Annotated in this window: 14 protein-coding genes; 12 read left to right on the top strand and 2 right to left on the bottom strand. The window is 68.0% G+C overall.

The genetic code is table 11. From position 1 onward, the window contains the following. Window positions 1-46 precede the first annotated feature (46 nt). Window positions 47-3,016 carry a sacsin N-terminal ATP-binding-like domain-containing protein gene (locus ABD116_RS06010; RefSeq protein WP_343965674.1) on the top strand — a complete coding sequence of 990 codons (2,970 nt, stop codon included), beginning with the start codon at window positions 47-49 and terminating at the stop codon, window positions 3,014-3,016. On the opposite strand, the gene ABD116_RS06005 is transcribed toward ABD116_RS06010, so the two are convergent. Continuing rightward, window positions 3,013-4,809, bottom strand: coding sequence for an AfsR/SARP family transcriptional regulator (locus tag ABD116_RS06005; protein WP_343965672.1), 1,797 nt, complete (start codon window positions 4,807-4,809; stop codon window positions 3,013-3,015). The two genes, ABD116_RS06010 and ABD116_RS06005, sit on opposite strands and share 4 nt — an antisense overlap. Before the next feature lie 85 nt (window positions 4,810-4,894). Further along, window positions 4,895-5,722 (bottom strand): class I SAM-dependent methyltransferase, encoded by an 828-nt coding sequence (locus ABD116_RS06000; RefSeq protein ID WP_343965670.1) that lies wholly within the window; start codon window positions 5,720-5,722, stop codon window positions 4,895-4,897. A 218-nt stretch (window positions 5,723-5,940) separates the two neighbouring features. Between ABD116_RS06000 and ABD116_RS05995 the strand changes: the two genes are divergently transcribed. From ABD116_RS05995 to ABD116_RS05945, 11 genes are all read left to right on the top strand, one after another. After that, a complete protein-coding gene (locus tag ABD116_RS05995; protein ID WP_343965668.1) occupies window positions 5,941-9,516 on the top strand; it encodes a DUF4132 domain-containing protein in 3,576 nt (1,191 codons plus the stop codon). Beyond that, window positions 9,513-13,139 carry a DUF4132 domain-containing protein gene (locus ABD116_RS05990; protein WP_343965666.1) on the top strand — a complete coding sequence of 1,209 codons (3,627 nt, stop codon included), beginning with the start codon at window positions 9,513-9,515 and terminating at the stop codon, window positions 13,137-13,139. The genes ABD116_RS05995 and ABD116_RS05990 overlap by 4 nt, the downstream gene beginning before the upstream one ends. Beyond that, window positions 13,139-14,233, top strand: a complete 1,095-nt coding sequence (locus ABD116_RS05985) for an ATP-binding protein (RefSeq protein WP_343965664.1) — start codon at window positions 13,139-13,141, stop codon at window positions 14,231-14,233. The genes ABD116_RS05990 and ABD116_RS05985 overlap by 1 nt, the downstream gene beginning before the upstream one ends. Window positions 14,234-14,240: 7 nt before the next feature. Beyond that, entirely contained in the window at window positions 14,241-16,742 is a 2,502-nt protein-coding gene (locus ABD116_RS05980; RefSeq protein WP_343965662.1) for a DUF5682 family protein, read from the top strand. Beyond that, complete coding sequence (locus tag ABD116_RS05975) at window positions 16,739-17,878, top strand: VWA domain-containing protein (RefSeq protein ID WP_343965660.1); 1,140 nt, start codon at window positions 16,739-16,741, stop codon at window positions 17,876-17,878. The genes ABD116_RS05980 and ABD116_RS05975 overlap by 4 nt, the downstream gene beginning before the upstream one ends. Beyond that, window positions 17,875-19,857 (top strand): SWIM zinc finger family protein, encoded by a 1,983-nt coding sequence (locus ABD116_RS05970; RefSeq protein WP_343965658.1) that lies wholly within the window; start codon window positions 17,875-17,877, stop codon window positions 19,855-19,857. The genes ABD116_RS05975 and ABD116_RS05970 overlap by 4 nt, the downstream gene beginning before the upstream one ends. Window positions 19,858-20,071: 214 nt before the next feature. Next, window positions 20,072-21,907, top strand: a complete 1,836-nt coding sequence (locus ABD116_RS05965) for an ABC transporter substrate-binding protein (protein WP_343965656.1) — start codon at window positions 20,072-20,074, stop codon at window positions 21,905-21,907. Next, entirely contained in the window at window positions 21,904-22,998 is a 1,095-nt protein-coding gene (locus ABD116_RS05960) for an ABC transporter permease (RefSeq protein WP_343965654.1), read from the top strand. Before ABD116_RS05965 ends, ABD116_RS05960 begins: the two co-directional genes overlap by 4 nt. Continuing rightward, window positions 22,995-23,876: an ABC transporter permease gene (locus ABD116_RS05955; protein ID WP_343965652.1), complete on the top strand. Its 882-nt coding sequence runs from the start codon at window positions 22,995-22,997 to the stop codon at window positions 23,874-23,876. Before ABD116_RS05960 ends, ABD116_RS05955 begins: the two co-directional genes overlap by 4 nt. Beyond that, window positions 23,869-24,684 (top strand): ABC transporter ATP-binding protein, encoded by an 816-nt coding sequence (locus ABD116_RS05950; protein WP_343965650.1) that lies wholly within the window; start codon window positions 23,869-23,871, stop codon window positions 24,682-24,684. Before ABD116_RS05955 ends, ABD116_RS05950 begins: the two co-directional genes overlap by 8 nt. Then, a complete protein-coding gene (locus ABD116_RS05945) occupies window positions 24,681-25,565 on the top strand; it encodes an ABC transporter ATP-binding protein (RefSeq protein WP_343965648.1) in 885 nt (294 codons plus the stop codon). Before ABD116_RS05950 ends, ABD116_RS05945 begins: the two co-directional genes overlap by 4 nt. The last annotated feature ends 24 nt before the right edge of the window (window positions 25,566-25,589 follow it).

Here is a 25,589-nt window from a genome sequence, read left to right as displayed (position 1 = left end):
CGGTCCCGCTGCTGCGACGGGATTGTCCACCGGCATACTCCTCCGGGTGAATGACGAGTTCGGGGTTGGCGGGATCAGAGAGCGCGTGCTGGCTGCGTGGGCGGCGGCACCGGTTCGGTTCAGGGAGGATGCCAACGCCGAGGAGGATCTGGCGCTCGGCGGATACCTCGATCGAGTGGTGGTCGAGCTCGCCCAGAACGCGGCGGATGCGGCGGCCCGGGCGGGTGTGCCGGGGCGAGTTCAGTTCTCTCTGAGTGCTGGGACGCTGGTCGTTTCCAACACCGGTACGCCGTTGAGCGCCGAAGGTGTCGAGTCGCTGGCGACCCTGCGCGCGTCGGCCAAGAGGGACGACTCGGACAGCGCTGTCGGGCGGTTCGGAGTCGGCTTCTCGGCCGTCCTGGCGGTGACCGACGAGCCGGTGATCCTGTCGCGCACCGGCGGCGTCCGTTTCTCCCGCGCCTACACCGCGGCCGCCGTCGCCGCGACCGGTGAGCCCGGATTGGCGACCGAGGTCCGCCGGCGCGATGGTCAAGTGCCCGTACTGCGGCTGCCGTTCGAAGCGGAAGGCGAACCGCCCGCGGGCTACGACACCGCCGTAATCCTCCCGCTCCGCGACGAAGCAGCGATCGAACTCGTACGCCGCCTGCTCGGCGAAGCCGACGATGCCCTGCTGCTCGCCTTGCCCGGCCTGGAACGGATCGAACTCGACATCGAAGGCTCGGTCCGCGTCCTCACCGACGCCGAGTCCCGCTGGCACGTCCAGCGAGCATCCGGTGTCCTCGGTGACGAGGACAGAGAGCGCTTACTCGCGGACCGCCCCACCGAGGAACGCTCCCGCCCGTACTGGTCAGTCCTCTGGGCGCTGCCGAGGGAGGCTGCTGAACTACCTGGTGTCGTGCATGCGCCGACCCCGACGGATGAAGCGCTCTCTCTTCCTGCGTTGCTGTTGGCAACCTTTCCGCTGGACCCCTCGCGACGGCACGTTGCCGCCGGTCCGTTGACCGACCGCCTCGTGGCGGAGGCAGCGACGGCCTACGCGGAACTCCTCCGCGCCCGCGCCGAGGACGGAGCGAACGTCCTCCCGCTGGTCCCGATCGGCCTTGCCGCCGGAGCGCTGGACCGCGCTGTCCGGGAGGCGATCCTCAAGGCTCTGCCCGGCACGCCGCTCGTCCGCGCCGTCGAGGACGGCACTTTGCTGCAACCTCGCGAAGCCGTCGTCGTCGAGGGCTCGGACGATGCCTTCAATGTCGTGCTCGCGCCGATCGTGCCCGGCCTGATCGCCGCACCGCGTCAGGACCGGGCCGCACTCGACGCCCTCGGTGTTCGTCGGCTCGACCTCGCCGATCTCGTCGACCAGCTCGGCTCGGCTGCTGCGACGGAGTCTCCGGCGTGGTGGCACAACGTCTATGGAGCGCTCTCCGCGATGGTCACCGAGCCGTTGCTCCGCGAGTCCCTCGGCACCCTTCCCGTCCCACTGGCCGACGGTCGATTGGTCCGCGGAGTCCGCGGCCTGCTCCTGCCCGGCAACGAGCTGACGGCCGACGTACTGGCGATCTTCGGCGAGTACGGCGTACGCGTCGTGCACCCCGAGGCAGTGCACCCGTCGCTGGAACGCCTCGGAGCGCTGTCCATGTCGCCGCGCGCCCTGCTGGAGGACAACGCCGTCCGAGCCGCCGTCGAACACTCCGCCGAAGCCGATGACCCCGACGTCATCGCCGAGGCCGTGCTCACCGTCGTCGCGGCAGACGTCTCGCAGGCCGAGGGCCTGTGGTGGCTGTCCGACCTCGTACTACGAGACGCCACCGGCGAGCTGGTCCCCGCCAACGCGCTCGTCGTCGCCGGCTCCGACGCGGCCGCAGTACTCGACGACGAAGAGGTCGCACCGATCGACAACGCGCTCGTCGAGCGTTTCGGACTGCCCGCGTTGCAGGCGATCGGCGTCTTGAGTTCGCTCGGGACCGTCTCGGCCGCCGACGTCACGCTCGACGAGCTGCCCGAGGCGCTGGCCGATCTCGACGGGATCGAGGACTGGGCCGACGACGTGGCGCCGGACGGCTCGCGATTCGGGGCGACTGTGGGGGAGTTGCTCGCGGTACGCGACCTGGACTGGATCGTCGACGATGCCTGGCCGCGCGTGCTCGAACTCTTCGGCTCGTCGCCCGGCCTTCGCCGCGCACTGGTCGAGACGGTGCGTGTCGTCGGACCGGACGATCGCCCGCATGGCGCGTTGTCCTACCCGGCCTGGTGGATCAGAGAGCGCGTTCTGCTCGAAGACGGCGAGCCATTGGCGGGCCGGGCAGATCCGGCCGCCGACCCGATCCTCGCGAGCTTCCTCGATGCCGCACCTGAGTGGACGGCTCGGCTGGACCCAGAGGTGCGGACCGCGGTCGGTCTGGTCCGCGTGGTCAGTGACCTGGATGCAGCCGGCGTCGAGCTGTTGCTGGACCGGCTCGCGGATCCCGGGCGTGAGGTCGAAGAGAGCGCGATCTTGCGGCTGTGGAGTCAGCTTGGCCTTCATGAGGCCTATCCGGGGGAGACGCCGGACGACGTTCGCGTACTGGACGGCAGCGGGGTCACCACCGTGATGAACGCCGGTGACGCGGTCGTCGCCGATGCGCCGATGTGGTTGCAGCGTGGGGATCTGGGCGGTTTCGTGGTCGCTTCCGGAGCTGCCGCGGATGGGTTGAGCGATCTGCTCGACGTACCGATGGCCGGCGAGGTCGCTGACGGCAAGATCGACAGCGAAGGGACCGAGGCCGACGTACCGGACCTCGTACGCGAGCTCGTCCCCGAAGCGCCGGACACCTGGTGGGAACACGAGGAGCTGACCGTCGACGGCGTCGACGTCTCCTGGTGGGTCGACGAGGACAAGAACCCGCACGCCGCCACTTTCGACGGCCTGGCCAAAGCCCTCGCCTGGTCCTCCGGCCGCTGGGACCAACGCCACGTCATCCGAGCAGTCCTCTCCGAACCGGACCGCTCCAGCGAACTCCGCCTCGACGCAACCTTCGACTAGTGGATCAGCAGATCAGTCAGGGCGGGATTGTCGATCTCCGCGCTCAGCAAGCGCGCCGAAGCGGCCGCCGACGAGTCGCCGAGTCGGGCCTGGTGCAGCTTGGCGCGCACCATCAGCTCTCGCATATCGCAGCGTGCCGCCAGGGCAGCCAGTTGCGCCACCAACGGCCGGGCACGCTCGGCATCGTCGCGCGCCAACGCCGTCGTACAGGCTGCATCGAGCACATGGCCATGGACCCATTGATAGCGATCAGGTTCGCGTGCCGCCCGGCTCGCCGCCTGCGCGAGCCACTCGGTCGCCCCTGCATGATCGCCACGATCGGCGCTCAGTAGCCCGAGTCCGCGCCCCGCCATCCCTTCCCAGCAAGGGTCGTTGAGCTGGCACCCGAGCACCCACGCCTGCTCGAACCCATCGGCGGCTGCGTCGAGATCACCGGCGTACAGGTCAAGTTCGGCGTTGAGCGCCTGCGGCCAAGGCAGGAAGGCGATCCAGCGTTCCTGCCGGACCAGGTCGAGCGACTCCTGCACGATCGAAGCGGCCTGGCTGTACTCCGCGCGCAGCAGCCGCGCCCGGCCCATGATCGACAACGACCAAGCCTGCTGCCGCCGATCCCCACACCGCGCGGCCGTTTCGACCGACTCTCCCAAATGCGCGAAGGCGGCCGGATAGTCGCCCTGATCCGACGAGTTCATTCCCAGTACGCCGAGAATCGCCGCGTGCTCCTCATCGGTCTCAGCCAGCCGCTGTGCGCGAGCCAGCCAACTGCGAGCCGTCTGCCGCCGACCAGCCTGTACTTCGACGAACCCGAGCTGTCGATGAGCGAGCACCGACGTACTCCGGTCACCCGCTTGCTCGGCGACCAGGATCGCCTCGTGCAAGACGATCGCGCCTTCCTCGTCGTGGCCGCGGATGGCGTGCACGAGAGCGCCGCCGAGTGCCGCGAGAGCGCGACCTCGCAAGGCGTCGTCGCGACAGTGTTCAGCCTCAGAGACCGCTCTCCGAAGACACTGGATACCGGCATCTACCGCCCCTGCAGCGATCGCCGCCCGACCTGCTTCCAGCTGGCTCGCCGCTGCCGCCCGTCCGCCCAGGGCCGGACCAGCGATCCGGCCGGGCCCGACCTCGGACGCCTCTCGCAATGCGGCGGACGCTTCCAATCCGAGCTCACGCCGGAGAAGGTCTTCGCAGACGGCGATCTGCCGGAGTGCGGCCGTCCGGTTCCCCGAGATTACGAGGCTGCGCACCAGGAGTTCGTGGTTGCCCTGCTCCAGCGGATTCAGTGCCACAGCTTTTGACGCATAGGCGATGGCGTCACCCGCTCGGCCGCCGGCCACCAGTGACACAGCGGTCTCCCGCAGTCGTCCCTCGATCGCAGCAGAGAGCCGGTGCCGCTCGACCAGCAACCAGGACTCGAACTCCGGGCAGGAAGGAAGCTCCACCCCATCAAGCAGCTCACCATTGAAGTCCAGCAACGGCGCCGGATCCGCCGAGTCCTCAGTGACCACAAGGACGTCCGCAGATGTGTCCAGTCCGAGCGTCAGCACCAGCGGATCGCCAGTGATGACGTCCCCGCCGCCCAGTGCTCGCCGCAGCTCCGCCAACGACCAGCGCAAGGCGCCGAGCGGGTCGTCCGCGTCAGCGAACAGCAGCTCCGCCAACCGCTTGCGGCTCGGCGGCCGGTCGGCGAGTAGGAGGTAGGCAAGCAGAGCCCAGGTCTTCCGCCCGCGCGGCGGACGCACAACGCCACCGGCCTGCTCGATCGCGGGTGCCCCCAGCAACCTGATCTTGCTCATCCCTGCACACCCCCTCCCCGAACCTCAGTGTGGCGCACCGGCCGCCCTCGGGCGAGTGCCCAGCCGATGCGCCACAAGAGTCACCTCAGTGCCTGATGCCGACTGCTTCCAGGTACTCCGCGTAGGCCGCGACCGTGCCGTCCTCGGCCTGGTTGAACTTGCGCGCCACCTCGGCCAGGTCAGCCGCGAAGGCTGCCAGGTCGGCTTCGGACAGCGTCCCGGCCAGCTTGGTGATCGGGCCGTAGTACAGCCGGAACCACTCCGAGAAGTGCTCAGGCGAGTGATACCGGAACACGAACGACCGCTTGGTCAGCCCGGCCCACTCGACCCGATCTCCGAACAGCCCGCTCAGGTACTCCTCGTCACCCCACAGCGTCGCCGGCTTGACTCCGGCCGGCGGCGGCGCCCACTTGCCGACCGTACGGAACAGATCCCCGATCATCCCCGTCGGCGTCCAGCTGGCCAGCGCGATCTTGCCGCCCGGCTTCGTCACCCGGCACAGCTCGTCCGCTGCCCGCTGATGATCCGGCGCGAACATCACCCCAACCGTGCTCCCCACCAGGTCGAACGCCGAGTCCGGCACCGGCAGCTCCTCCGCGTCACCCTCCAGGAAGATCACCGGCAGGTGCTCGGCCTCCGCCCGCTCCCGCCCCTGCTCGAGCAGGTTCACCGCGTAGTCGACCCCCGTCGCGTCAGCGAACCGCCGGGCCGCCGCGAGCGCCACATTCCCTTGCCCACAAGCGACATCGAGAACCGTCTGACCGGCCCGCACGTCCGCCGCCTCGACGAGCAGCTCGGCGATGATCTGCAGCGTGTTGCCGACCCGGGGATAGTCCCCGGTCTCCCAGCCAGCCCGCTGCTTGGCCTTGATCGCCCCGAAATCAACCGCCGTCCCCGAAACTTCCGTACTCATCCACAGCTCCTCAGAAAAAACGAAACCGCGCCCCCCAGCGACGCCACCGCCCTTCGCGGTGTCCTCCGATCACACCAACCCACCGTGTGACGGCCCGTGTGAAGCCCCCGGTGACCCTGAGGCAAAGGACGATCACAAAAACTGTCCGGCGCTCCTGGTACTTATTTCCCTGCCAGCCTCCGGACCGGGGGACGGCGCGATCGGGGAGGGGTCTGGGGATGAACGACACCGGTGGGGGCACCGTGGCCGAGCCGGCCATGCGGGTGCCTGGCAAATGGCTGGCCGCGCTTCGCGAGCTGCTTGCCGGGCTGGACGGCGGTTCCGGACGCATCGCGGTTCCGGTCGAGGAGTACCTCCTGACCGGCTCACCGGAGTCGGCGGTCGACCTGGTCGTGGCCGAACCCGGGGCAGGGCAGATTCTCTACGTCCAGGGCATGCCTTTCTCGAGCGCGACGCTGATGGGCGCCGATCATCCGCTGGTGGCTCACGCGGCCGCCTTGCCTCTGGAGGTGCTCTATCGCTGGGCGCTGCTCGCCTACGCCCTCCTGTGGCCTGGCGCCCCGCGTCCGTTCGACCTCGAGGTAGCGGGTGCGACCCAGGTGGCGGAGTCCCTGCTGATCCACCTGACCCACCTGAACGGTGGATCGGAGACCTCTGTGACGGCCGCTCTGCCGGTCGACCACGAGCTGATGGAGGGGATGCTGGCGGCCGGGGGAGCGCCGCCCGCACAGCTGCTGGCCGATGCGTTCCACCCGTCCAGTACGAGGCTCAGCCGATTCAGTGTCCGCGCCCTCGAGGGGTATCCGGCGGCGATCGGCCGGTACCCCGAGGTGGTGCATGCCGCATTGACCGCCGATGACGTCGAGCAGCAGGTGGTCGCGCTCAAGATGCTGGAGCCGCTCGATGCTGACGTACTGCGACCCTTCGCGGCGGAGCTGGCCGGGTTGGCCACGGCACCTCTCCAGCAGTTGCGCAACCACGCCAGGAAGCCGTTCGCCAGGGTCGCCGGGGCCGACTTGCTCAAGCCGTTGGTGACCGAGGGCGATCCGGCTCGGCGGTTCCGCGCCCTCGAACAGCTCTGGTCGGTCGGCGACGCCGAAGCCCGCGAATGGGCCTTGGCCCAGGCGGCCGGCGATCGCTCGGCCCGGGTCCGGGGGCTGGTCGAGCGGTGGGAAACGGAGACAGCCGACGCGGAGTCCGCCGACCAGGAGTACCAGCGGTCGGTCAAGGCATCCGAGCGTCCGGTGATCGACTGGGCCGTGCCGGTCACCGACAAGCTGATGACAGCGCTGCGGGAGTTCTGGCATCAGGTGCAGGCTGATCCGGACGAGTTGGACGAGCTGGTCCGGGCCTTCGAGGCAGCGACACCGCCGGCCAGGATCCGCCGGGGCGCCGCGAGTAGAGGCGCAAGGCCGCAGGTCATCATCGAGCGGGATCTGCTGGCCGGCTCGCTGTTCGCCGAGCTGGGTCCGGCCGGACTCACCATCCTGGCCCATCATTTCGGCCTGCTGGTCGATGATCGGCCGTGGCTGCCGCTGCGAGCCGCCCCGCTGTACGAGGAGAGCCACCGTCGGACCGGCCGCCCGACCTTGCTCGAGGTGTCGACGATGCTCGACGAGATCGGCTTCGACGGTCCGGAGCTGGTGTTCGCTCAGTACCGGCTGGCCAAGCGGTGGGGAGAGCCGATGGGCGTGACCTGGCCGGACGAGAGTGTTGCGCCCTTCGTCCTGGCCAACCTGGATCTGATCCTCACCGGGGTACCGATCGTTCACTCCTATCTGGACAAACGCGATCCTCTGCTGGCGTACCAGGCGTTGGGGACGTTGTCGCCGATGCCGCCCGTCGTGGTCGACAAGCTGTTCGCGCTGGCCGTAGGAAGCCGCACGACCGATCACGAGCCGGCCCAGCAGGCTCTGGCCAAGATGCCCGGCCTGAGCGACCGGATCGTGGCCGCGCTGAAAGACGGCAAGGCGGACGTTCGCAGCGCGGCGGCGCAGTGGTTGGGGCGGGTGGGGGATCCGGCAGTCGTGCCTGCTCTCGAGGCTGCCCTGCAGCGGGAGAGACACGACGTCACCAAAGGCGCTCTGCTGGACGCGATGCAGGTTCTTGGCCAGCCGATCGAGAAGTACTTCGGACACGCGGCGATCGTCGAGCAGGCGCTCGCCGCCAAGGCACTGCCGAAAAGCCTCGACTGGCTGCGCTGGGACGCGTTGCCGACCGTGCGGTGGGCCGATTCCGGCGATCCGGTCCCCGTCGAGGTGATCAAGTGGCTGGTCGGGCAAGGAGTGAAGGCGAAATCGCCGGAGCCGAACGTCATGCTGCGCAAGTACTGCGCGCTGTTCGGCGTGACCGACCGGGAGGCGCTCGGCCTGCGGTTGTTCGAGGCCTGGATCGCTGAGGACCTGGCTCCGAACTCGCCGGAGCGAGCGCTCGAACTGGCCGAGGAAGCCGCTCGGTACGCGATGTCCTACCAAGGTGGGACGAGCCTGCCCGAGCTGACCGCGGAGTACCTACCGCACTACCAGCGTCAGCCGGGTGGTTCCGCGGTCGGGACGAAGGGACTGCTAGCCGTGGTGGCGGCGTGTGGCGGAGAGCAGCTGGCCGGCCTGGCCGGAGCGTACCTCAAGCAGTGGTACGGCCAGCGGGCCGCGCAGGGCAAGGCGTTGATCGCCATGCTCGGCTGGATCGACGAGCCGAACGCGACGCAGCTGATGCTGTCGATCGGTTCGCGGTTCCGGACCAAGAGCTTCCAGGAGGAGGCGGCCAAGCAGGCCCAGGCGCTGGCCGAGCGCAAGGGCTGGTCGGTCGGGGAGCTGGCCGACCGAACGATCCCGGCCGCCGGGTTCGAGGACGACGGAGTGATCGAGCTCAGCTACGGCGAGCGGGTCTTCACCGCGGTACTGCGGCCTGACCTCACGATCGAGCTGCGATCAGCCGAGGGCAAGAAGATCAGCTCGCTGCCGGCGGCGCGACAGTCCGAGGACGAGGAACTGGTCAAGGCGGCCAAGAAAGCACTGACCCAGGCCCGTAAGGAGCTGAAGGCGATCGTCCAGCTCCAGGGACAGCGCCTGTACGAAGCGCTGTGCACCCAGCGCACCTGGCCGGCCGACGACTGGCAGCGCTATCTCAACGGACATCCGGTCGTCCGGTACCTGACTCAGCGACTCGCCTGGGTGGCGACGGCCGGCGAGCTGGTCGTCGTCTTCCGGCCGCTCGACGACGGCACGCTGACCGACGTCGACGACAACGCGGTCGACCTCCCGGCGGATGCGGTCATCGCGATCGCGCACGACAGCTTGCTGGACCAAGGCACGGTCAAGGCCTGGCAGGATCACCTGGCCGACTACGAGGTGGTGCCGCTGTTCCAGCAGTTCGGCAAGGGGGTCTACGTGCTGCCCGAGGAGTTGTCGGCGCAGGCGGAGGTGACGGACTTCGGGGGCCATCTGCTGACGGCTTTCGCCCTGCGGGCCAAGGCCGGCAAGCTCGGCTACGCGCGCGGGCAGGGGCAGGACGGCGCCACGTTCTGGGACTACGAGAAGCGGTTCCCGACGCTCGGGCTGACCGCGATCGTCGGGTTCACCGGTAACCAGTTGCCGGAGCGGGACAAGACGGTGGCGTTGACGACGCTGTCGTTCCGGCAGGCCGGGGAGGGCGGATCGCAGTCGACGCCGCGGCTGGCCGACGTACCAGCGGTGTTGTTGTCGGAGGCATACAACGACCTGCGGCTGATGGCTGCAGCCGGGACCGGGTTCGATCCGGCCTGGGAGAAGACGATCGGGGAGGCTGGGGAATGAGTGTGATCGGTCGGCTGCTGGGCCGTCAGGGGGATGATGCCGGCGCTGGAGTGACGGCGCAGTGGCGCGGGGCGTTGAAGGTGGTGCTGAAGCGTCTCGACGCTGGTCCGGCCGGCATCTCCGGCGCAGCTGAGAGCTACGTGCTGACCGGGGAGCCGCAGTCCGCTCTGGCGATGGTGATCGGCAGTGCCGAGGCACCTGCGGCATTCCGCCTCTGGAGCACTCGCACACAGGTGAGTGTTGAGGACGTCGACCGGCAGGTCTGGCAAGGGCTGAGAACACTGCCACCCGAGGTGCTGGTTCGCTGGGCACGGCTGATGGAGGGGGTGCAGCGGGCAGGCAACTCCAACTACTTCGCGTTCCACGCCATCGGTGGCGCGCCCCTCGCGGAGGCTCTGCTGGGATACCTGATCAGCATCGGCGGCGGCGCATCACACGCGGTTCTCGAATCCCTGCCCTTCGACCACGTGGCGGTCGAGGCAATGCTGGAGGCGGCGGGCGCGGACCCGTCGGATCTGTTGGTGGCTGCCTTCGGCCACAGTGCTCCGTGGGGCGGGAGCAGCAACAGAGACAAGGTACGACTCCTGGCCGGCTTCGGCCCCGCAGTCAACCGGCACGCCGAGTCACTACGCCCGTTCCTGGGCACTCGTGACCTCGAGCGGCAGTTGGTGGCCTTGGAGATGCTGGCGGAGGTCGGCGCGGACGACCTGCTGGTATTCAGCACAGAACTGGCGGAGCTGGCGACCTCGAGCAGTAGCCAACTCCGAGCCAAGGCCGCGCCGCTCCTGGGCAGGGTCGACGCGGTCGAGCCGTTGAAGCGCATCGCGACCGCAGGAAAACCGGACGAACGTCTGCGCGCTCTGCAGTTGCTGTGGCCTGATGCGGACCCTGCGTTGCGTGCACGGCTGCGCGAGCTGGCTGCGGCAGACCGGGCGCCCAAGGTGAGCGCGCTCCTGGATGAGTGGGGCCGGTCCAGCGCTGCTGAGGAGCAGCCGGTTGCGGCCATCGAGAAGCCGGTGATCGACTGGGCCGTGCCGTTGAGCGACGAACTGGCCGCGTCGCTCCAGGAGCAGTGGAAACTGGTGCGGAGCTGGCAGCCAGGGCACAACCAGGACAGGTCGGAGCTGCCGTCCGCCGTGGACTTGACCTCGCTGTTCGACGAGCTGCGGTCCGGCGAACGACCGACCCTCTCCCAGCCGCGGACAACGCGGTCAGGCGACCTCTTGTGGCACTCGATGCAGCATGGTGAGGGTTTCGCCTTCTCCAAGCTGGGGCCGGCCGGCGCCACCATCATGCTGAATCACTTCGGCGTCCTGCTCGACCACAGCCGATCCCTCAGCGGCCTGGCCGCCAGGGTCTACAACAGCCTCTACTCGAGGACCGGCAAGCCGAGCCTGCTGGAGGTATCGACGATCCTGGACGAGCTCGGCCTCGACGGACCGAAGCTGGTCTTCGAGAGCTACTGCAGCTCGTGGGACGGTGAGCTCGGGCGATCCTGGGCGGCCGAGGACGTCGCTCCCTTCGTCCGGTCCAACCTGAAGCTCGTCACCGACGTGATCTGCGAGCCGACCAGGTGGAACCACGACGAGGAAGCGCCGTACCGAGCGCTGGCCACGCTGCCGGAGCTGCCGCCGGCCGTTGTCGACGCGCTCGTCGCTGTTGCGCTGGGCAGCCGCAAGACCGCCCGCGAACCAGCTCAGCAGGCGCTGGCCGCAGTGCCCGGTATCAGCGAACGAGCAGCGGCCGGCCTCAAGGACGGCAAGGCAGAGATCCGGGTGGCTGCCGCGCAGTGGCTGGCCCGGCTGGCGGATCGGACGGCGGTGCCGGCGCTGGAGGCCGCGGTGCGGCGGGAGAAGAACGACGTGCCGAAAGGCGCCCTGCTGGACGCGCTGGAGAGCTTCGGGTTCGCGGTGGAGAAGTACCTCAGCCGTGAGGCGATGGCGAAGGACGCCGCGGCGACGTTGGGCAAGGGAACTCCGAAGGAGCTCACCTGGCTTCCGTGGGATTCGGTACCGGCGGTGCGCTGGGCGGACACCGGCGAGACAGTTCCGGGCGACATCCTGCGCTGGTTCGTGATCCTGGCGGTGAAGGCCAGGTCACCTGAGCCCAACGTGATCCTGCGCAAGTACTGTTCGATGCTCGATCCGGTGGACCGCGAGGTCTTCGGTCAGTATCTGCTGGAGGCGTGGCTGGCCGAGGACGTCCGGACCGCCACGCCTGAAGAGGCTCACGCGCTGGCGCTGCGGGATGCCGCCGGCCTGCATCGCCATATGACCCAGTACCCGCAGGCGTATTCGGGGCACCCGATGAACGGCATGACCCTCGAAGAGCTGGCTGAGGAGTACTACCTGGCCGGGCATCTGGGCAGACCGGCCGGGTCCGTGGCAGGCGCGAAGGGACTACTGGCACTGATCGCGGTGTGCGCGCGGGAGCGGGCCGCCGAGCCGGTGGCTCGCTATCTGAAGGAGTGGTACGGCCAGCGGGCCGCGCAGGGCAAGGCGTTGATCGCCATGCTCGGCTGGATCGATCATCCCAGCGCGACCCAGTTGATGCTGTCGATCGGTTCGCGGTTCCGGACCAAGAGCTTCCAGGAGGAGGCGGCCAAGCAGGCCCAGGCGCTGGCCGAGCGCAAGGGCTGGTCCTTGAACGAACTGGCTGACCGGACCATCCCGACGGCCGGTTTCGGCGATGACGGGGTGATCGAGCTCAGCTACGGCGAGCGGGTCTTCACCGCGGTACTGCGACCCGACGTCACCGTCGAGCTGCGCTCGCCGGAGGGCAAGAAGATCGCTTCGCTGCCGGCTGCGCGGCAATCGGAGGACCCGGAGACGGTCAAGGCGGCCAAGAAGTCCTTGACCCTGACGAAGAAGGAACTGAAGGCGATCGTTCAGCTGCAGAGCCAGCGGTTGTACGAAGCGCTCTGCACGGAACGGACCTGGCCGCTGGACGACTGGCAGACCTACCTCAATCTGCACCCGGTCGTCCGGTACCTGACCGGGCGGCTCGCGTGGGTGGCGATCGCCGACGGTGAGGTGACCGTGTTCCGGCCGTTGGACGACGGGACACTCACTGATGTCGACGACAACGAGGTCGAACCGCCCGCGGACGCGGTGATCGCGATCGCGCACGACAGTCTGCTGGACCCCGGTGTCGTCAAGGCCTGGCAGCAGCACCTCGTCGACTACGAGGTCAGCTCGTTGTTCCAGCAGTTCGGCAAGGGGACGTTCGTCTTGCCGGCGAAGGCCTCGACCGAGTTCGCCGTACCGGACTTCGAGGGCCATCTGCTCGAGTCGTTCGCCTTGCGAGGAAGAGCCGGGAAGCTCGGTTACACCCGCGGCGAGGCACAGGACGCCGGCTGGTTCTACGAGTACGAGAAGCGATTCCCGACTCTCGGGCTGACCACGGTCGTCAGCTTCACCGGCAACACCCTGCCGGAGGAGAACCGGACGGTCGCGCTGGAGTCGCTCAGCTTCACCCGGGCCGTGCCGGATGGTCCGCCCGTGCGGCTGCCGCTGGGGCAGGTACCGGCCGTGTTGCTGTCCGAGGCATACAACGACCTGCGGTTGATGGCGTCGGACGGGACCGGCTTCGACCCCGACTGGAAGAAGAAGAGTGAGTACTGATGGACGCTGATCGCATCCTCCGCGCGCCGGCCGAGCTGGTGTACGCCGACGAGCTCGGCCGGCTCGCCGCGGCCGACAGACATCCGAGGCCGGCCGGATGGCGGCTGTCGCCCCGGGCCGTGCGGAGCTTCGTCCTGGGCGCCGAGGAGGCCGGCGTCCGGAAGAAGTTCTACGGCGACGACGCACTGGTCGACCGTTGTGTGGTCACGTTGATGAGCAACCGCGGCCTGCTGCTGGTCGGAGAGCCCGGTACGGCGAAGTCGATGCTGTCGGAACTGCTCGCAGCGGCGATCGGTGGGAGCTCGACCTGCACGGTGCAAGGGACCTCGGGAACGACCGAGGATCAGATCACCTACTCGTGGAACTACGCGCTGCTACTCGCCGAAGGGCCCTCGCAGCGGGCTCTCGTCAAGGGGCCGATGTATCAGGCGATCGAGCAGGGGCTGGTCTGCCGGTTCGAGGAGGTCACCCGGGTGCAGCCGGAGATCCAGGACGTGCTGATCGGGTTGCTGTCGGACAAGGTGCTGCAGGTGCCGGAGCTGGCCGGTGACGAGGCGACGGTGTTCGCCGGCCACGGCTTCAACGTGCTGGCGACCGCGAACCTGCGTGATCGCGGCGTGCACGAGATGTCGAGTGCGCTGAAGCGCCGGTTCAACTTCGAGACGGTGCGGCCGATCTCGGACCGGCGGCTCGAGGCACGCCTGATCAAGGAGCAGACAGCGGCGTTGCTGGAGCGGTCCGGGGTCCAGACCCGGATGAAGGAGGACGTCGTCGAGCTGCTGGTGACGGCATTCCATGATCTGCGCGACGGAGTGACGGCGGAGGGCACCGTGGTCGAGCGGACCAGCGCGGTGATGTCCTCGGCCGAGGCGGTCGCGGTCGGCTATGCGGCCACGCTCGACGCGCACTACTTCGACGGCGGTGAGGTCGGCGGCGGCCACATCGCGCGCCAACTGATCGGAACGGTCCTGAAGGACAACCCGGACGACGGCAAGAAGCTCCGCCACTACTTCGACGTCGTCGTCAAGGAGCGCTCACGCCACAACCCCCACTGGCGGCAGGTCCTGGGCGCCCGCCAAGAGCTGGACCGCTGACCGATCGATGAGCAACGCGAAGGCGACGGAGTTGCTGACTGCAGCGGGGGTGCCGGGTTTGGCGCGGGCAAGTGAGTTGCTGACTTCCGCAGGCGCGCGGGGGTTGGCAGGCGCGTTGGTGACGGACGATTTGGTGGTGCTGCCGGTGCGGCATCACAGTCCGGCCTGCGCGTTGGTGGTGCGGCGGGTACTGGCGGAGCAGCGGCCAAGTGTCGTGCTGGTGGAGGGGCCGCGGGCCTTCGACGAGTTGGTGCCGTTGCTCACCCATGCCGACGCGAGGATGCCGTTGGCTGTCTACAGTTACGCGCGCCGAGAGGCTGGACAGGAGCAGGACAGATGGGCCGGGTACTACCCGTTCTGCGACTATTCACCGGAGCTGGTCGCGCTCAGAGGGGCTGTGGAACAACGGATTCCGGCCCGGTTCATCGACCTCGATCTGGCCGAACAAAGACTCGCTGAGCACCGAGCGGCCGAGCGGCCAGGTGATGAGCGGCAGCCTGAGTCGTTGCTCGACGAGCGGTACTACCGGCACAGCGCGGCGCTCCGGTTGCTGGGGGAGCGGCTGGGATGCCGCGATGACGAGGATCTCTGGGAGCTGCTGTTCGAGGCGGACGCCGGCACCACGAGCACGATCGAACACGTCGAGCGGATGGCGGCCTACTGCTCGTTGGCTCGGACGGACAGTTCGGCGGCCGAGCTGGCGGCCGACGGCACGACGGCGCGTGAAGCGGAGATGGTCTGGCACATCGGGGCGGCCCTGGCCGAGCGCAAACCCGGCGACGGCCCGGTCCTCGTTGTGCTGGGTGGGTTCCACGCGGTCGCCGTACCGGAGTTGCTCGAAGCTCCACCACCGCGACCGGAGTTCCCGGCCAAGGGCATCACCGCGGACGCCGCTCTCATCCGGTACTCGTTCCAGCGCCTCGAGCGGCTCAACGGATACGCCGCCGGCATGACCTCGCCGGCCTGGCATCAGCATCTGTGGGAGCGACTCACCGACGATCAGACCGACGACGAAGACCCGCGGACGGCTGCCCTGCTCACCGCCCTCCTCGACATCTCCCGCGATCTGCGAGTCGACCAGAAGCTCTCGCTCTCGGTCGCCTCGGTGGGAGCCGCATTCGAGCAAGCACTGCGGCTCGCCGAGTTGCGCGACCATCCGGCTCCACTGCGCAGCGACCTTCTGGACGCCGTCACCAGCTGCTTCGTCAAAGGCGACGCCGATGTCGAGGGTCTACGCATCACCGCTGCCTGCAACCGCACGCTCACCGGCGACGCGATCGGCACCCTCCCACCAGGCACTGGTACGCCACCCCTGGTCAACGACACCTTCGAGCGACTGCACCGGCAACGACTCAAGGTCGACTCGTCCATTCGCCAGACCACCAGCCTGGACATCTACCGCAGCGCGGCCCACCGCCGGACCAGCCGCCTCCTGCACGGTCTGAACCTGCTGAACGTCCCCTTCGCCACCAAGACGGCAGGCCCGGACTTCGTTCGCGGCGCGGGTCTCGGCCGCCTCCACGAGCGCTGGGACTACAGCTGGTCCCCACTGACCGAAGGCGCACTGGTCGAAGCCTCGGTTTTCGGCTCGACCCTCCCGGCGGCCGTGCTGGCGAAGTTCTCCGGCATCCTCGCGGACCATCGCGAATCCAGCCGGCGATCCGACGCCACCGCCGCGGTCGCCCTGCTCTCACACGCTTGTGTTCTCGGCCTTCACACCCTGACCCCCAGCGCCCTCGACCTGGTCCACACGACCATCGTCGAAGACGCGTCCTTCACCAACACGGCCACCGCGACGGCCCGTCTCGCACTGCTCTGGGAAGCCCGTGAACCACTCGAAGCCCGCTTCATCGACGACCTGCCCGCGCTGCTGCGGACGGCGTACCGGCGGGTCATCTATCTCGGCCGCGAGCTGCAAGGCGGTCAGGCGGCCGAGGCGACCGAGATCGTGAAAGCCCTTGTCAAGTTGAGAGAACTCCTCGGCTCCGGTCTGGGCGCCGATCTTGACGCGGACCTCTACTGGGATCTCGTCGACCGCCTCCAGCATGAGTACGGCGTACCACTCGTCCGCGGCGCAGCGACCGGCCTGCTGTACTCCGCCGGCCGCATCGGGTCGGCACAACTGGTCGAGCAAGTCTCCGGACATCTGGCCGGCGGTGTCGCCCCGGCCGATGCGGTCGGCTTCCTCACCGGACTCCTCTCCACTGCGCGCGAGGCAGCCTGGCAAGAAGACGAGTTGCTGGCCGGCCTCGATCGCAGGCTGGCCGACTGGGACCTGCGGACGTTCGTCGCGCATCTCCCGGAGCTCCGCCTCGCCTTCGCCGAGCTGACCCCGATGGAGACCGACCGGGTCGCTTCGGCCGTCGCGCTCCTGCACGGTCGCGCCGATCTCGGCCCGATGATCAAGCGCGATGTCAGCGACCACGAGGTCCAGCGAAACCTGGAGGTCGCTGCCCAGGTGGCCATGTTGCTTGCCGGTGACGGTCTGGCCGCCTGGAGCCAAACATGAACCAGGTAGAGCGCTGGCGCCTCGTCCTCGGCCGGTACGCCGACCAGCGATTGGGCTCACCCAGAGGCGGAAGCAGCGAAGAACGGATGGACGCTGCGCTGGAGTATCTGTACGGCCGGGAGTACAGCGGCCGTGGCGTGCGTCCCGGGGACGGGGAGACCGGCGGCTCCGCGGATCGCTCCGGCGGCCTGGGCGACTCGCTCCCGACCCTCGTCGACTGGCTTGGTGAGGTCCGGGAGCTGTTCCCGCGGGAGACCGCCGAGCGGGTCGAGCAGCACGCCCTCGACCGCTACGGCCTGACCGAGCTGGTCACCGATCCGCGCGCGCTCGAACGGCTCGAACCCAACGAGCAACTCCTGAAGACCCTGCTCGCTCTGAAGGGGATGCTCAATCCCGACGTGCTGGTGATCGCCCGCCGGATCATCCAGCAGGTCGTCGACGAGCTGCGCCGCAGGCTCGAGGCCGAGGTGCGTCCGGCTCTGTCCGGCCGGCGCAGCCTGCACCGGCACTCGCCGATGAAGCTCGCCGCGAACTTCGATGCCGTCGGCACCATTCGCCGCAACCTGAAGAACTACGATCCGGAGACCGGGAAGCTGATCCTCGAGCGGGTGCTGTTCTTCGAGCGCAACACCCGGCGGCTCCCGTGGGACATCATCGTCTGCGTCGACCAGAGCGCCAGCATGGCCGGATCGGTGATCCACAGCGCCGTGATGGCCGGAATCCTGTCCGGTCTGCCCGCGTTCCGGATCCGGCTGGTCGTCTTCGACACCGACATCGTCGACCTCACCGAGTACGCCGACGACCCGGTCGAGGTGCTGATGAGCGTGCAGCTCGGTGGCGGCACGGACATCGCCAAAGCCGTCCAGTACTGCGCCCAGCTGGTGGAGAACCCGGCCCGGACCGTGCTCGTGCTCGTCACCGACTTCTTCGAAGGCGGCTCGCCGTCGGACCTGGTCCGGACGGTCGAAGAGCTGGCCGGGGCGCGAGTCACCATGCTCGGCCTGGCCGCGCTCGACGGCGACGCGCACCCGTCGTACGACCGGGCACTGGCGCAGCGCCTCGCCCAGCACGACATGAAGATCGCCGCGCTCACCCCGGCCGAGCTGGCGAACTGGCTGGTCGAGGTGACCTCGTGAGCCTGAAGAGCAGCCTGATCGCTCAACTCCGCCGGTTCGACGACGATGCCTGGGCAGCGCTGGCCAACCGGGGACTGCTCCGGCGGGCAGGCAAAGACCTCACCGCCTGCGTACCGGAGATCGTCGCGGATTCCTCGGCAGGACTGGAGATCCGGGTCGGATCAGCGCTGGTCCGTTTCGACGAACGTGGCCCGGCCTCGGCAACATGTGACTGCCCTAGCGGGCGCATCTGTCAGCACATCATCGCCGCCGGACTCTGGCTGGCCTCAACTGCCGACAGCTCGCCCGATGACGGCCCGGAGCAGGAACTTCTGGCCATCACCGTCGAGCAGTTGACGGAGTACGCCGGCAAGGCGGGCTATCGCTGGGCCCTGCGGTACGTCGATGAGATCGAGTCCGCTGTCCGGGTGGAGCTCGGGCGCCAGGTGGTCCTGACGCTGTCGAGCCCGCGAGTCACCTACCGCTACGTGGGCGGCGGGCCGGCCGGTCTCATGCCCGACACCGAGCTCGCGGCGCCGGAGAGGTTCCAGGTCGCTGTCGTGCTCGCGTATCAACGACTCGCGGGAGTAGGTCCACCGCCGGCCGCACGAGACGAACAGGCCCGTTCGTCACACCAGTTGACCGACAGCCGGGCGCGGTTGCGATCGGCGGCCACGCAACTGCTGACGGACACGGTCCGGCTGGGCATCGCGCACTCGTCGGCTTCGATCCATCAGCGGTACGAAACACTTGCTGTGTGGGCGCAAGGCGCGGAGTACCACCGGTTGGCGCGAGCACTGAGCAGGATCGCCGATCACGTGGAGATGCTGCTCGACCGATCCGCCCGCGCCGACGAGCACCGCCTGCTCGACGAGGCCGCGCTCGCGTATGCATTGGTGTGCGCGCTGGAAGGATCGGAGCAGCCGCGGCTCATGGGTCAGGCGCGGGGCCGCTATGACTCGGTCCGCCGGATGGACCTGCTGGGGCTCGGAGCCTATCCATGGCGTGCCGCGTCTGGCTATCACGGGCTGACCGCGCTGTTCTGGTGGCCGGCCGAGAACCGTTTCGTGGCCTGGACCGACGCGCGGCCGGAGTCGATGCCAGGTTTCGAACCGCGCGGCCGGTACCAGGGTGTGGCGAACTGGGACGGGATGGCCTCGCCGGCCGACGCCACCGGCGCCGAGGTGCGGCTCAGCGACGCGAAGCTCAGCTCGTCGGGACGGCTGTCGGGCGCGGAGGGGACCCGGGCAGCCGTCGTACCGCTGACCGGCGAGGCGCTGGCTGCCGCTTTGCCGGTGGTGACGCGATGGGCCGACCTCGCCCGCCAACCCCGGAGCCTGCTCGACGTACCGGCGCCGTTGGAAGACTGGTTCGTACTACGCCCCGCCGTCTTCCAGCGGCCGCGCTTCGACCCGAACTCGCAGTCACTGTCCTGGGGAATCCTCGACGAGCAAGGCGAAACGCTCACTCTCGTCCTGCCCTACACCGCCGAGAACGCGCACGCGATCAGCCGGATCGAGGCACTCACCGACGAGGACCTCGGCCCGGAAACCCTGCTGACGGCCCAACTGCGACCGGCCCGCAACGGCCTGTCCGGCGAGCCGATGAGCCTGATCCACCCCGGCCGATCCGCTGGTATTGCGGTCGATCCACTTCACTTCGGTGTCGCGCCTGCGAAGCAGCCGGCCGGTCGCAAGGTGAGGCCGCCGGCGGACGACGTCCCGGTGGAATGGTTGCCGCCCGTTCTCGAAGAGCTGCGCGGATGGCTGGTCAGGCGAGCGGAGCGGGGGACCGGTGCTGGAGCCGGGAGCGCCGTGCTCGCCGAGCTGGCGAGCCGGCACCGGGCGGCCCGGGAGGCCGGCTTCGCCATCTTCCCGGACCCGGCCACCGGCGACGCGACCGGTGCCGAGCCGGCGGTGGCGATTCTGCGGTCCTGCTATCTGGTCCAGCAGGTGACGCAGATGCTGAATCAGCACAGCGCCTTCGTTGTCAGAGGTTGATATATCTACTGATCAGCGCATTCGGGTCGTCCGCTGTCGGCCACACGCAAAGTCTTGCCAACGTTGTCAACGCTACTTATAGTCCGAGAAACGTTTCCAACCGTCACAACCGCCCTGAGGCAAGTGAAACGGAGGTGGCTTCCGTCACATCGGTCCGGCCTGGGTGCCGGGTGAGGAGAGTCCGGTCAGGACTCGGATCGAAGGGAACCATCTCGTGAACGAAGCGCCGCGCCCGCAGTTCGAAGACGTCGCCGATGTCGTCCGCCACCAGCTGAGCCGACGATCCGTGATGGGAGGGGGAGCGGCGGCACTGGCCACGTTCCTGGCCGCCTGTTCCGGCGGCGGTGGCTCGTACTCCGACAAGCCCGCCGGCAACAAGCCCGCCGCGACCAAGTCGATCCAGATCGGCAAGGCGAACATCCCGGTCCCACGGGACCAGTCGGTGATCGTCGGCCAGGTCGAGTACACCGTGTTCGACAGCTTCAACGGGATGATCCCCAACGGCTCACCCGGTGGCGCCGGCGTCGAGCTGGCCACCGAGCCGTTGTTCTTCCTCAGTTTCGCCACCGGCAAGCTGACGCCGTGGCTGGCCACGGAGTACAAGTACAACGACGACCACACCGAGCTGACGCTGAAGTTCGATCCCAAAGCTCATTGGAACGACGGCCAGCCGCTGGGCGCCAACGACTTCAAGTTCACCGTGATGCTGCTGAAGGACCGTCCCGATCTGTTCGGCGGCGGTGGTGAGCTGAAGGAGTTCGTGAAGAGCGTCGAGGTCCCCGACGCCCACACCGCGGTGGTCAAGCTGCTCAAGCCGACACCGCGGTTGCACTACAACTTCATCGCGGCGATCGCCGGCGCGCCGGTCAACCTGATGCCCGAGCACATCTGGAAGTCGCAGGACCCGACCAAGTTCAAGGACAATCCGCCGGTCCGCTCCGGCCCGTACAAGCTGAAGCAGGCGATCCGGAACCAGAAGATGTTCGTCTGGGAGAAGGACCCGAACTACTGGAACAAGGACAAGCTCGACGTGAAGCCGCAGTACGCGATCTTCCAGAGCATGTCGAAGCAGGGCGACCAGGCGTCGCTGGCGTTCGAGCGGGTCGAGTTCGACGTCGGCTCGATCGACGCCCAGCACGCCAAACAGCTCGCCAACTCCGGCTACCCGAACCTGCTGACGACGCAGTTCCACGACCCGAACCCACGGGTGCTGTGGCTGAACTGCGACCCGGTCCGCGGCGTGATGGCCGAGGAGAAGATGCATTGGGCGATCAACTACTGCCTGGACCGGGACAAGATCGGCAAGTCGGTCTGGCAGGTCGAGGTTCCGGCCGCGGTCTACCCGTGGGCCGACTATCCGACCAACGACAAGTGGAAGAACGACGAGCTGGCGAACAAGTACAAGTTCGAGTACAGCCTGGAGAAGGCGACCGCGCTGCTGGACGAGGTCTGCCCGAAGAACTCGGCCGGCAAGCGGACGTACAAGGGCAAAGAGGTCAATCTGGAGATCATCACGCCGGCCCAGGTCGACAAGGACGAGTACGCGATCGCCAACGTGCTGAAGACCGACCTGGCCAAGGTCGGCGTGCCGTGCACCCTGCGCAGCCTGTCCGGCAGCGTGCACGACGAGAAGTTCCAGCGCGGCGAGTACGACATCGACTCCAGCTGGGCGGGGTTCGCGATCGATCCCGAGCAGCTGTATACCGACTGGGAGAGCACCGACGCGCAACCGGTCGGCAAGAACGCGGCCGGCAAGAACAAGATGCGGTTCCGCGATCCGGCGTTCGACGAGATCTCCAAGAAGCTGGCCGGGATGGACCCCGACAGCGAGGAAGCCAAGCCGCTGCTCGCGCAGGCTTTGGAGATCTACTTCCAGAAGCTGCCGCTGCTGCCGGTGATCCAGACCGGCTACCCGCAGTTCTTCAACACCGCGTTCTGGACCGACTGGCCGACCGACGACAACCTGTACGAGGTGCCGCTGAACTGGTGGCCGCACTTCACCTTCGTGCTCGCCAAGATCAAGGCCACCGGGCAGAAAGGGCCGGCGTGACCGCTGAGGCGCCGCCGGTGGCCGTCGTGGACAAGCCTGAGGAAGCCGTGGCCCGGACCGGGCCACGGGCGTGGCTATCGCGGCACCCGCTGGCGGCGTACGCGCTGCGCCGCTTCGGGCTCTACCTGATCGAGCTGTGGGGAGCGCTCACGATCGCGTTCTTCTTCTTCCGGATGATGCCCGGCGACCCGATCAACACTCTGATCCAGAGCCTGCAGCAGAACTACATCTACAACGCGCAGGCCAGCGCCGAGATCATCGCCCGGTACCAGCACGAGTTCGGCCTCGACGGGAACATCTTCTCCCAGTACCTGAAGTACATGGAGAAACTGATCCTGCACGGCGATCTCGGCCCATCCCTGATCAACTACCCGACACCCGCCCAGGACGTGATCCTCCGATCGTTGCCCTGGACAATCGGTCTGCTCGGCATCTCCGCCGTACTGTCCTGGCTGATCGGCATCGTGGTCGGCGCGATCGCCGGCTGGCGGCGCGGCAAGGCAGGCTCGGCGATCATCACCAACCTGTCGATCGCGCTGGCCCATGTCCCGTTCTTCTTCGTCGCACTGATCCTGGTCTACGTCTTCGCCTACACCCTTGGCTGGCTGCCGGCGCGCTCGGCGTACGACTCCAACATCAATCCCGGCTTCTCCCTCGACTTCATCGGCAGCGTGCTCAAGTACGGGTTCTTACCGGGCTTGTCGATTGTCGGGATCGGTGCGATGGGCTGGATCCTGTCCACCCGGATGCTGATGGTCCCGGTACTGGGTGAGGACTACCTCGTGTACGCCGAAGCGAAGGGCCTCAAACCCTGGCGGATCCTCACCCGCTACGCCCTGCGCAACTGCTACCTGCCCCAGGTGACCGCCTTCGGTATCTCCCTGGGCTTCATCTTCAACGGCAACGTCCTGGTCGAACAGCTCTTCAACTACCCGGGCCTCGGCACCACCCTGGTGACCGCCATCCAGCAACTCGACTTCAACACCATCCTCGGCGTCACGGACATGGCGATCTTCTCCGTCCTGACCGCCGTGCTCCTGCTCGACCTCCTCCTCCCGCTGCTTGATCCGCGCGTCAAGTATTGGAAATGAAGATGAGAATCCTGCACGCGGTACTGCGAACCGTCCGCAACAGCCGGCGACTGGCGATCGGCCTGGTGATCATCGCCGCGATGGCGTTGCTGGCGATCCTGAGCCCGCTGATCGTGAACGCGATCGGTGGCGGCAAGGACCCGGTCGAGGTGGCGGCCTACGAGAAGTGGCTGGTGCCATCGGGGGCGCACGTTCTCGGGACCGACCAGTTCGGCCGGGACGTGCTGGCGATGGTGATGAAGGCGTTGTCGGTGTCGCTGCAGATCGGCGCGATCGCCGGGGTGATCTCGACGGTCGTCGGGGTGATCGTGGCGTTCGTGGCCGGCTACAAGGGTGGCTGGATCGACAACATTCTCTCGACGTTCACCGGGATCCTGCTGGTGATCCCGACGTTCCCGCTGCTGATCGCGCTCTCGGCGTACGCGAAGAACGTGAGTCTGTTCCAGGTCGGCGTGATGATCTCGATCTTCTCCTGGCCGTTCGCGGCCAAGACGATCCGCTCCCAGGTGCTGAGCCTGCGTTCTCGTCCGTACGTCGATCTGGCCCGGGTCAGCAAGGCGAGAGATCTCGAGATCATCGGCACCGAGCTGCTGCCGAACCTGCTCCCGTTCATCGGGGTCGGCTTCGCCTCGTCGGCGCTCGGCGCGATCTTCGGGCTGGTCGGGCTGGAGGTGATCGGGCTCGGGCCCGGCGGCGTGATCGATCTCGGCCAGATCATCTTCAACGCGATCAACACCGGCGCGCTGACGCTCGGCGCCTGGCCGATGTTCGTGGTGCCGATCGTCTTGCTGACGCTGCTGTTCGCGGCGCTGAACATGATCAACATCGGCCTCGAAGAGGTCTACAACCCACGGCTGAGAGGAGTGGCCGGTGAGTGAGGAGACCGTACTGGAGGTGAAAGGCCTCGAGGTCGTCTACTCGACCAACCGCGGCGACGTGAAGGCCGTGCAGGACCTCGACCTGTCGGTCCGCCGCGGCGAGATCCTCGGGATCGCGGGGGAGTCCGGCAGCGGCAAGTCGACCCTGGCGGTCGCCCTGCTGCGACTGCTCAAACCACCGGGCAAGGTGACGGCCGGCTCGGCGATCTTCCACCGCAAGGGCGGCTCACCGGTCGACCTGATGAAGGTCGAAGGCGAGGAGCTCCGGGTACTGCGCTGGAGCGCGCTCTCCTATCTGCCACAGGGCTCGCAGAGCTCGCTCAACCCGGTCATGCGCGTCGAGGACCAGTTCAAGGACGTCATCCTCGAGCACGCGCCCGGCCGCAAGGAAGGACTCACCGAGCTGATCGGCCGCCTGCTCGAGCAGGTCGGGCTGGAGCCACGGGTCGCCCGGATGTACCCGCACGAACTGTCCGGCGGAATGAAGCAGCGCGTGCTGATGGCGATCTGCGTCGCCCTCGAACCCGACCTGGTGATCGCCGACGAACCGACCACCGCGCTGGACGTGACGATCCAGCGGGTGATCCTGCAGAGCCTCGCCGACCTGCGCCGCGACTTCGGCGTGACGCTGATGGTGATCTCGCACGACATGGGAGTCCACGCCCAGCTGGTCGACCGGGTCGCGGTGATGTACGAAGGCCGGCTGGTCGAGGTCGGCGGCGTCCACCAGGTCTTCAAGGACCCGCAGCACGAGTACACCCGGCAGCTGATCGAGTCGATCCCGCGGCTCGGACGGAGGGCGTCATGACGACCGACAAGGTGATCGAGCTGCGCGGCGTACAGCAGCGGTTCCATGCGCGCGGTACGCCGGACGGCTACCTGACCGCGGTCGCGGACGCGAGCTTCCGGCTCGACGCGCACCCGCCGCAGGTGGTCAGCCTGGTCGGCCAGAGCGGCAGCGGGAAGAGCACGATCGCCCGCAACATCCTCGGCCTGCAGAAGCCGACCGACGGCACCATCACGTACGGCGGCAAGGACATCTTCAAGCTCAGCCGCAGCGAGTACGACGACTACCGCCGCAACGTGCAACCCGTGTTCCAGGATCCGTACTCGATCTTCAACCCGTTCTACCGGGTCGACCGGGTGCTCTGGAAAGCGGTGAAGAAGTTCTCCCTCGCCACGACCCGCGAAGCCGGCCTCGCCCTGATCGAGGAGTCGCTCCGCGCGGTCAGCCTCGACCCCGACCGGGTGCTGGGCCGCTACCCGCACCAGCTCTCCGGCGGGCAGCGGCAACGGATCATGCTGGCCCGCATCCACATGCTCCGCCCGGCCTTCGTGATCGCCGACGAGCCGGTCTCCATGCTCGACGCCCAGATCCGCAAGATGTTCCTGGACATCCTGCTCGACTTCCAGCGCGCCCACGGCATGACGACGCTGTTCATCACCCACGACCTGTCCACCGTGTACTACCTCGGCGGCCAGGTGATGGTCATCAACAAGGGCGAGATCGTCGAGCGCGGCCCGGTCACCGAGGTCATGCACACCCCGACCCACCCCTACACCCGCCTCCTGCTCGACTCCATCCCGCAACCCGACCCCGACGCCCGCTGGACCACCCGCATCACCGTCGACGAGTCCACCGCCACCCCACCCACCGACACCGCCACCGAGGCCACCCCGATCATCTAGCTGTCCGAGCCACCACTGGTGGGC

This window comes from Kribbella koreensis, from assembly GCF_039525325.1.
Taxonomy (GTDB): domain Bacteria; phylum Actinomycetota; class Actinomycetes; order Propionibacteriales; family Kribbellaceae; genus Kribbella; species Kribbella koreensis.
The sequence above is the reverse complement of the archived record's forward strand: the minus strand, read 5'-3'. Positions and strand labels throughout refer to the sequence as shown.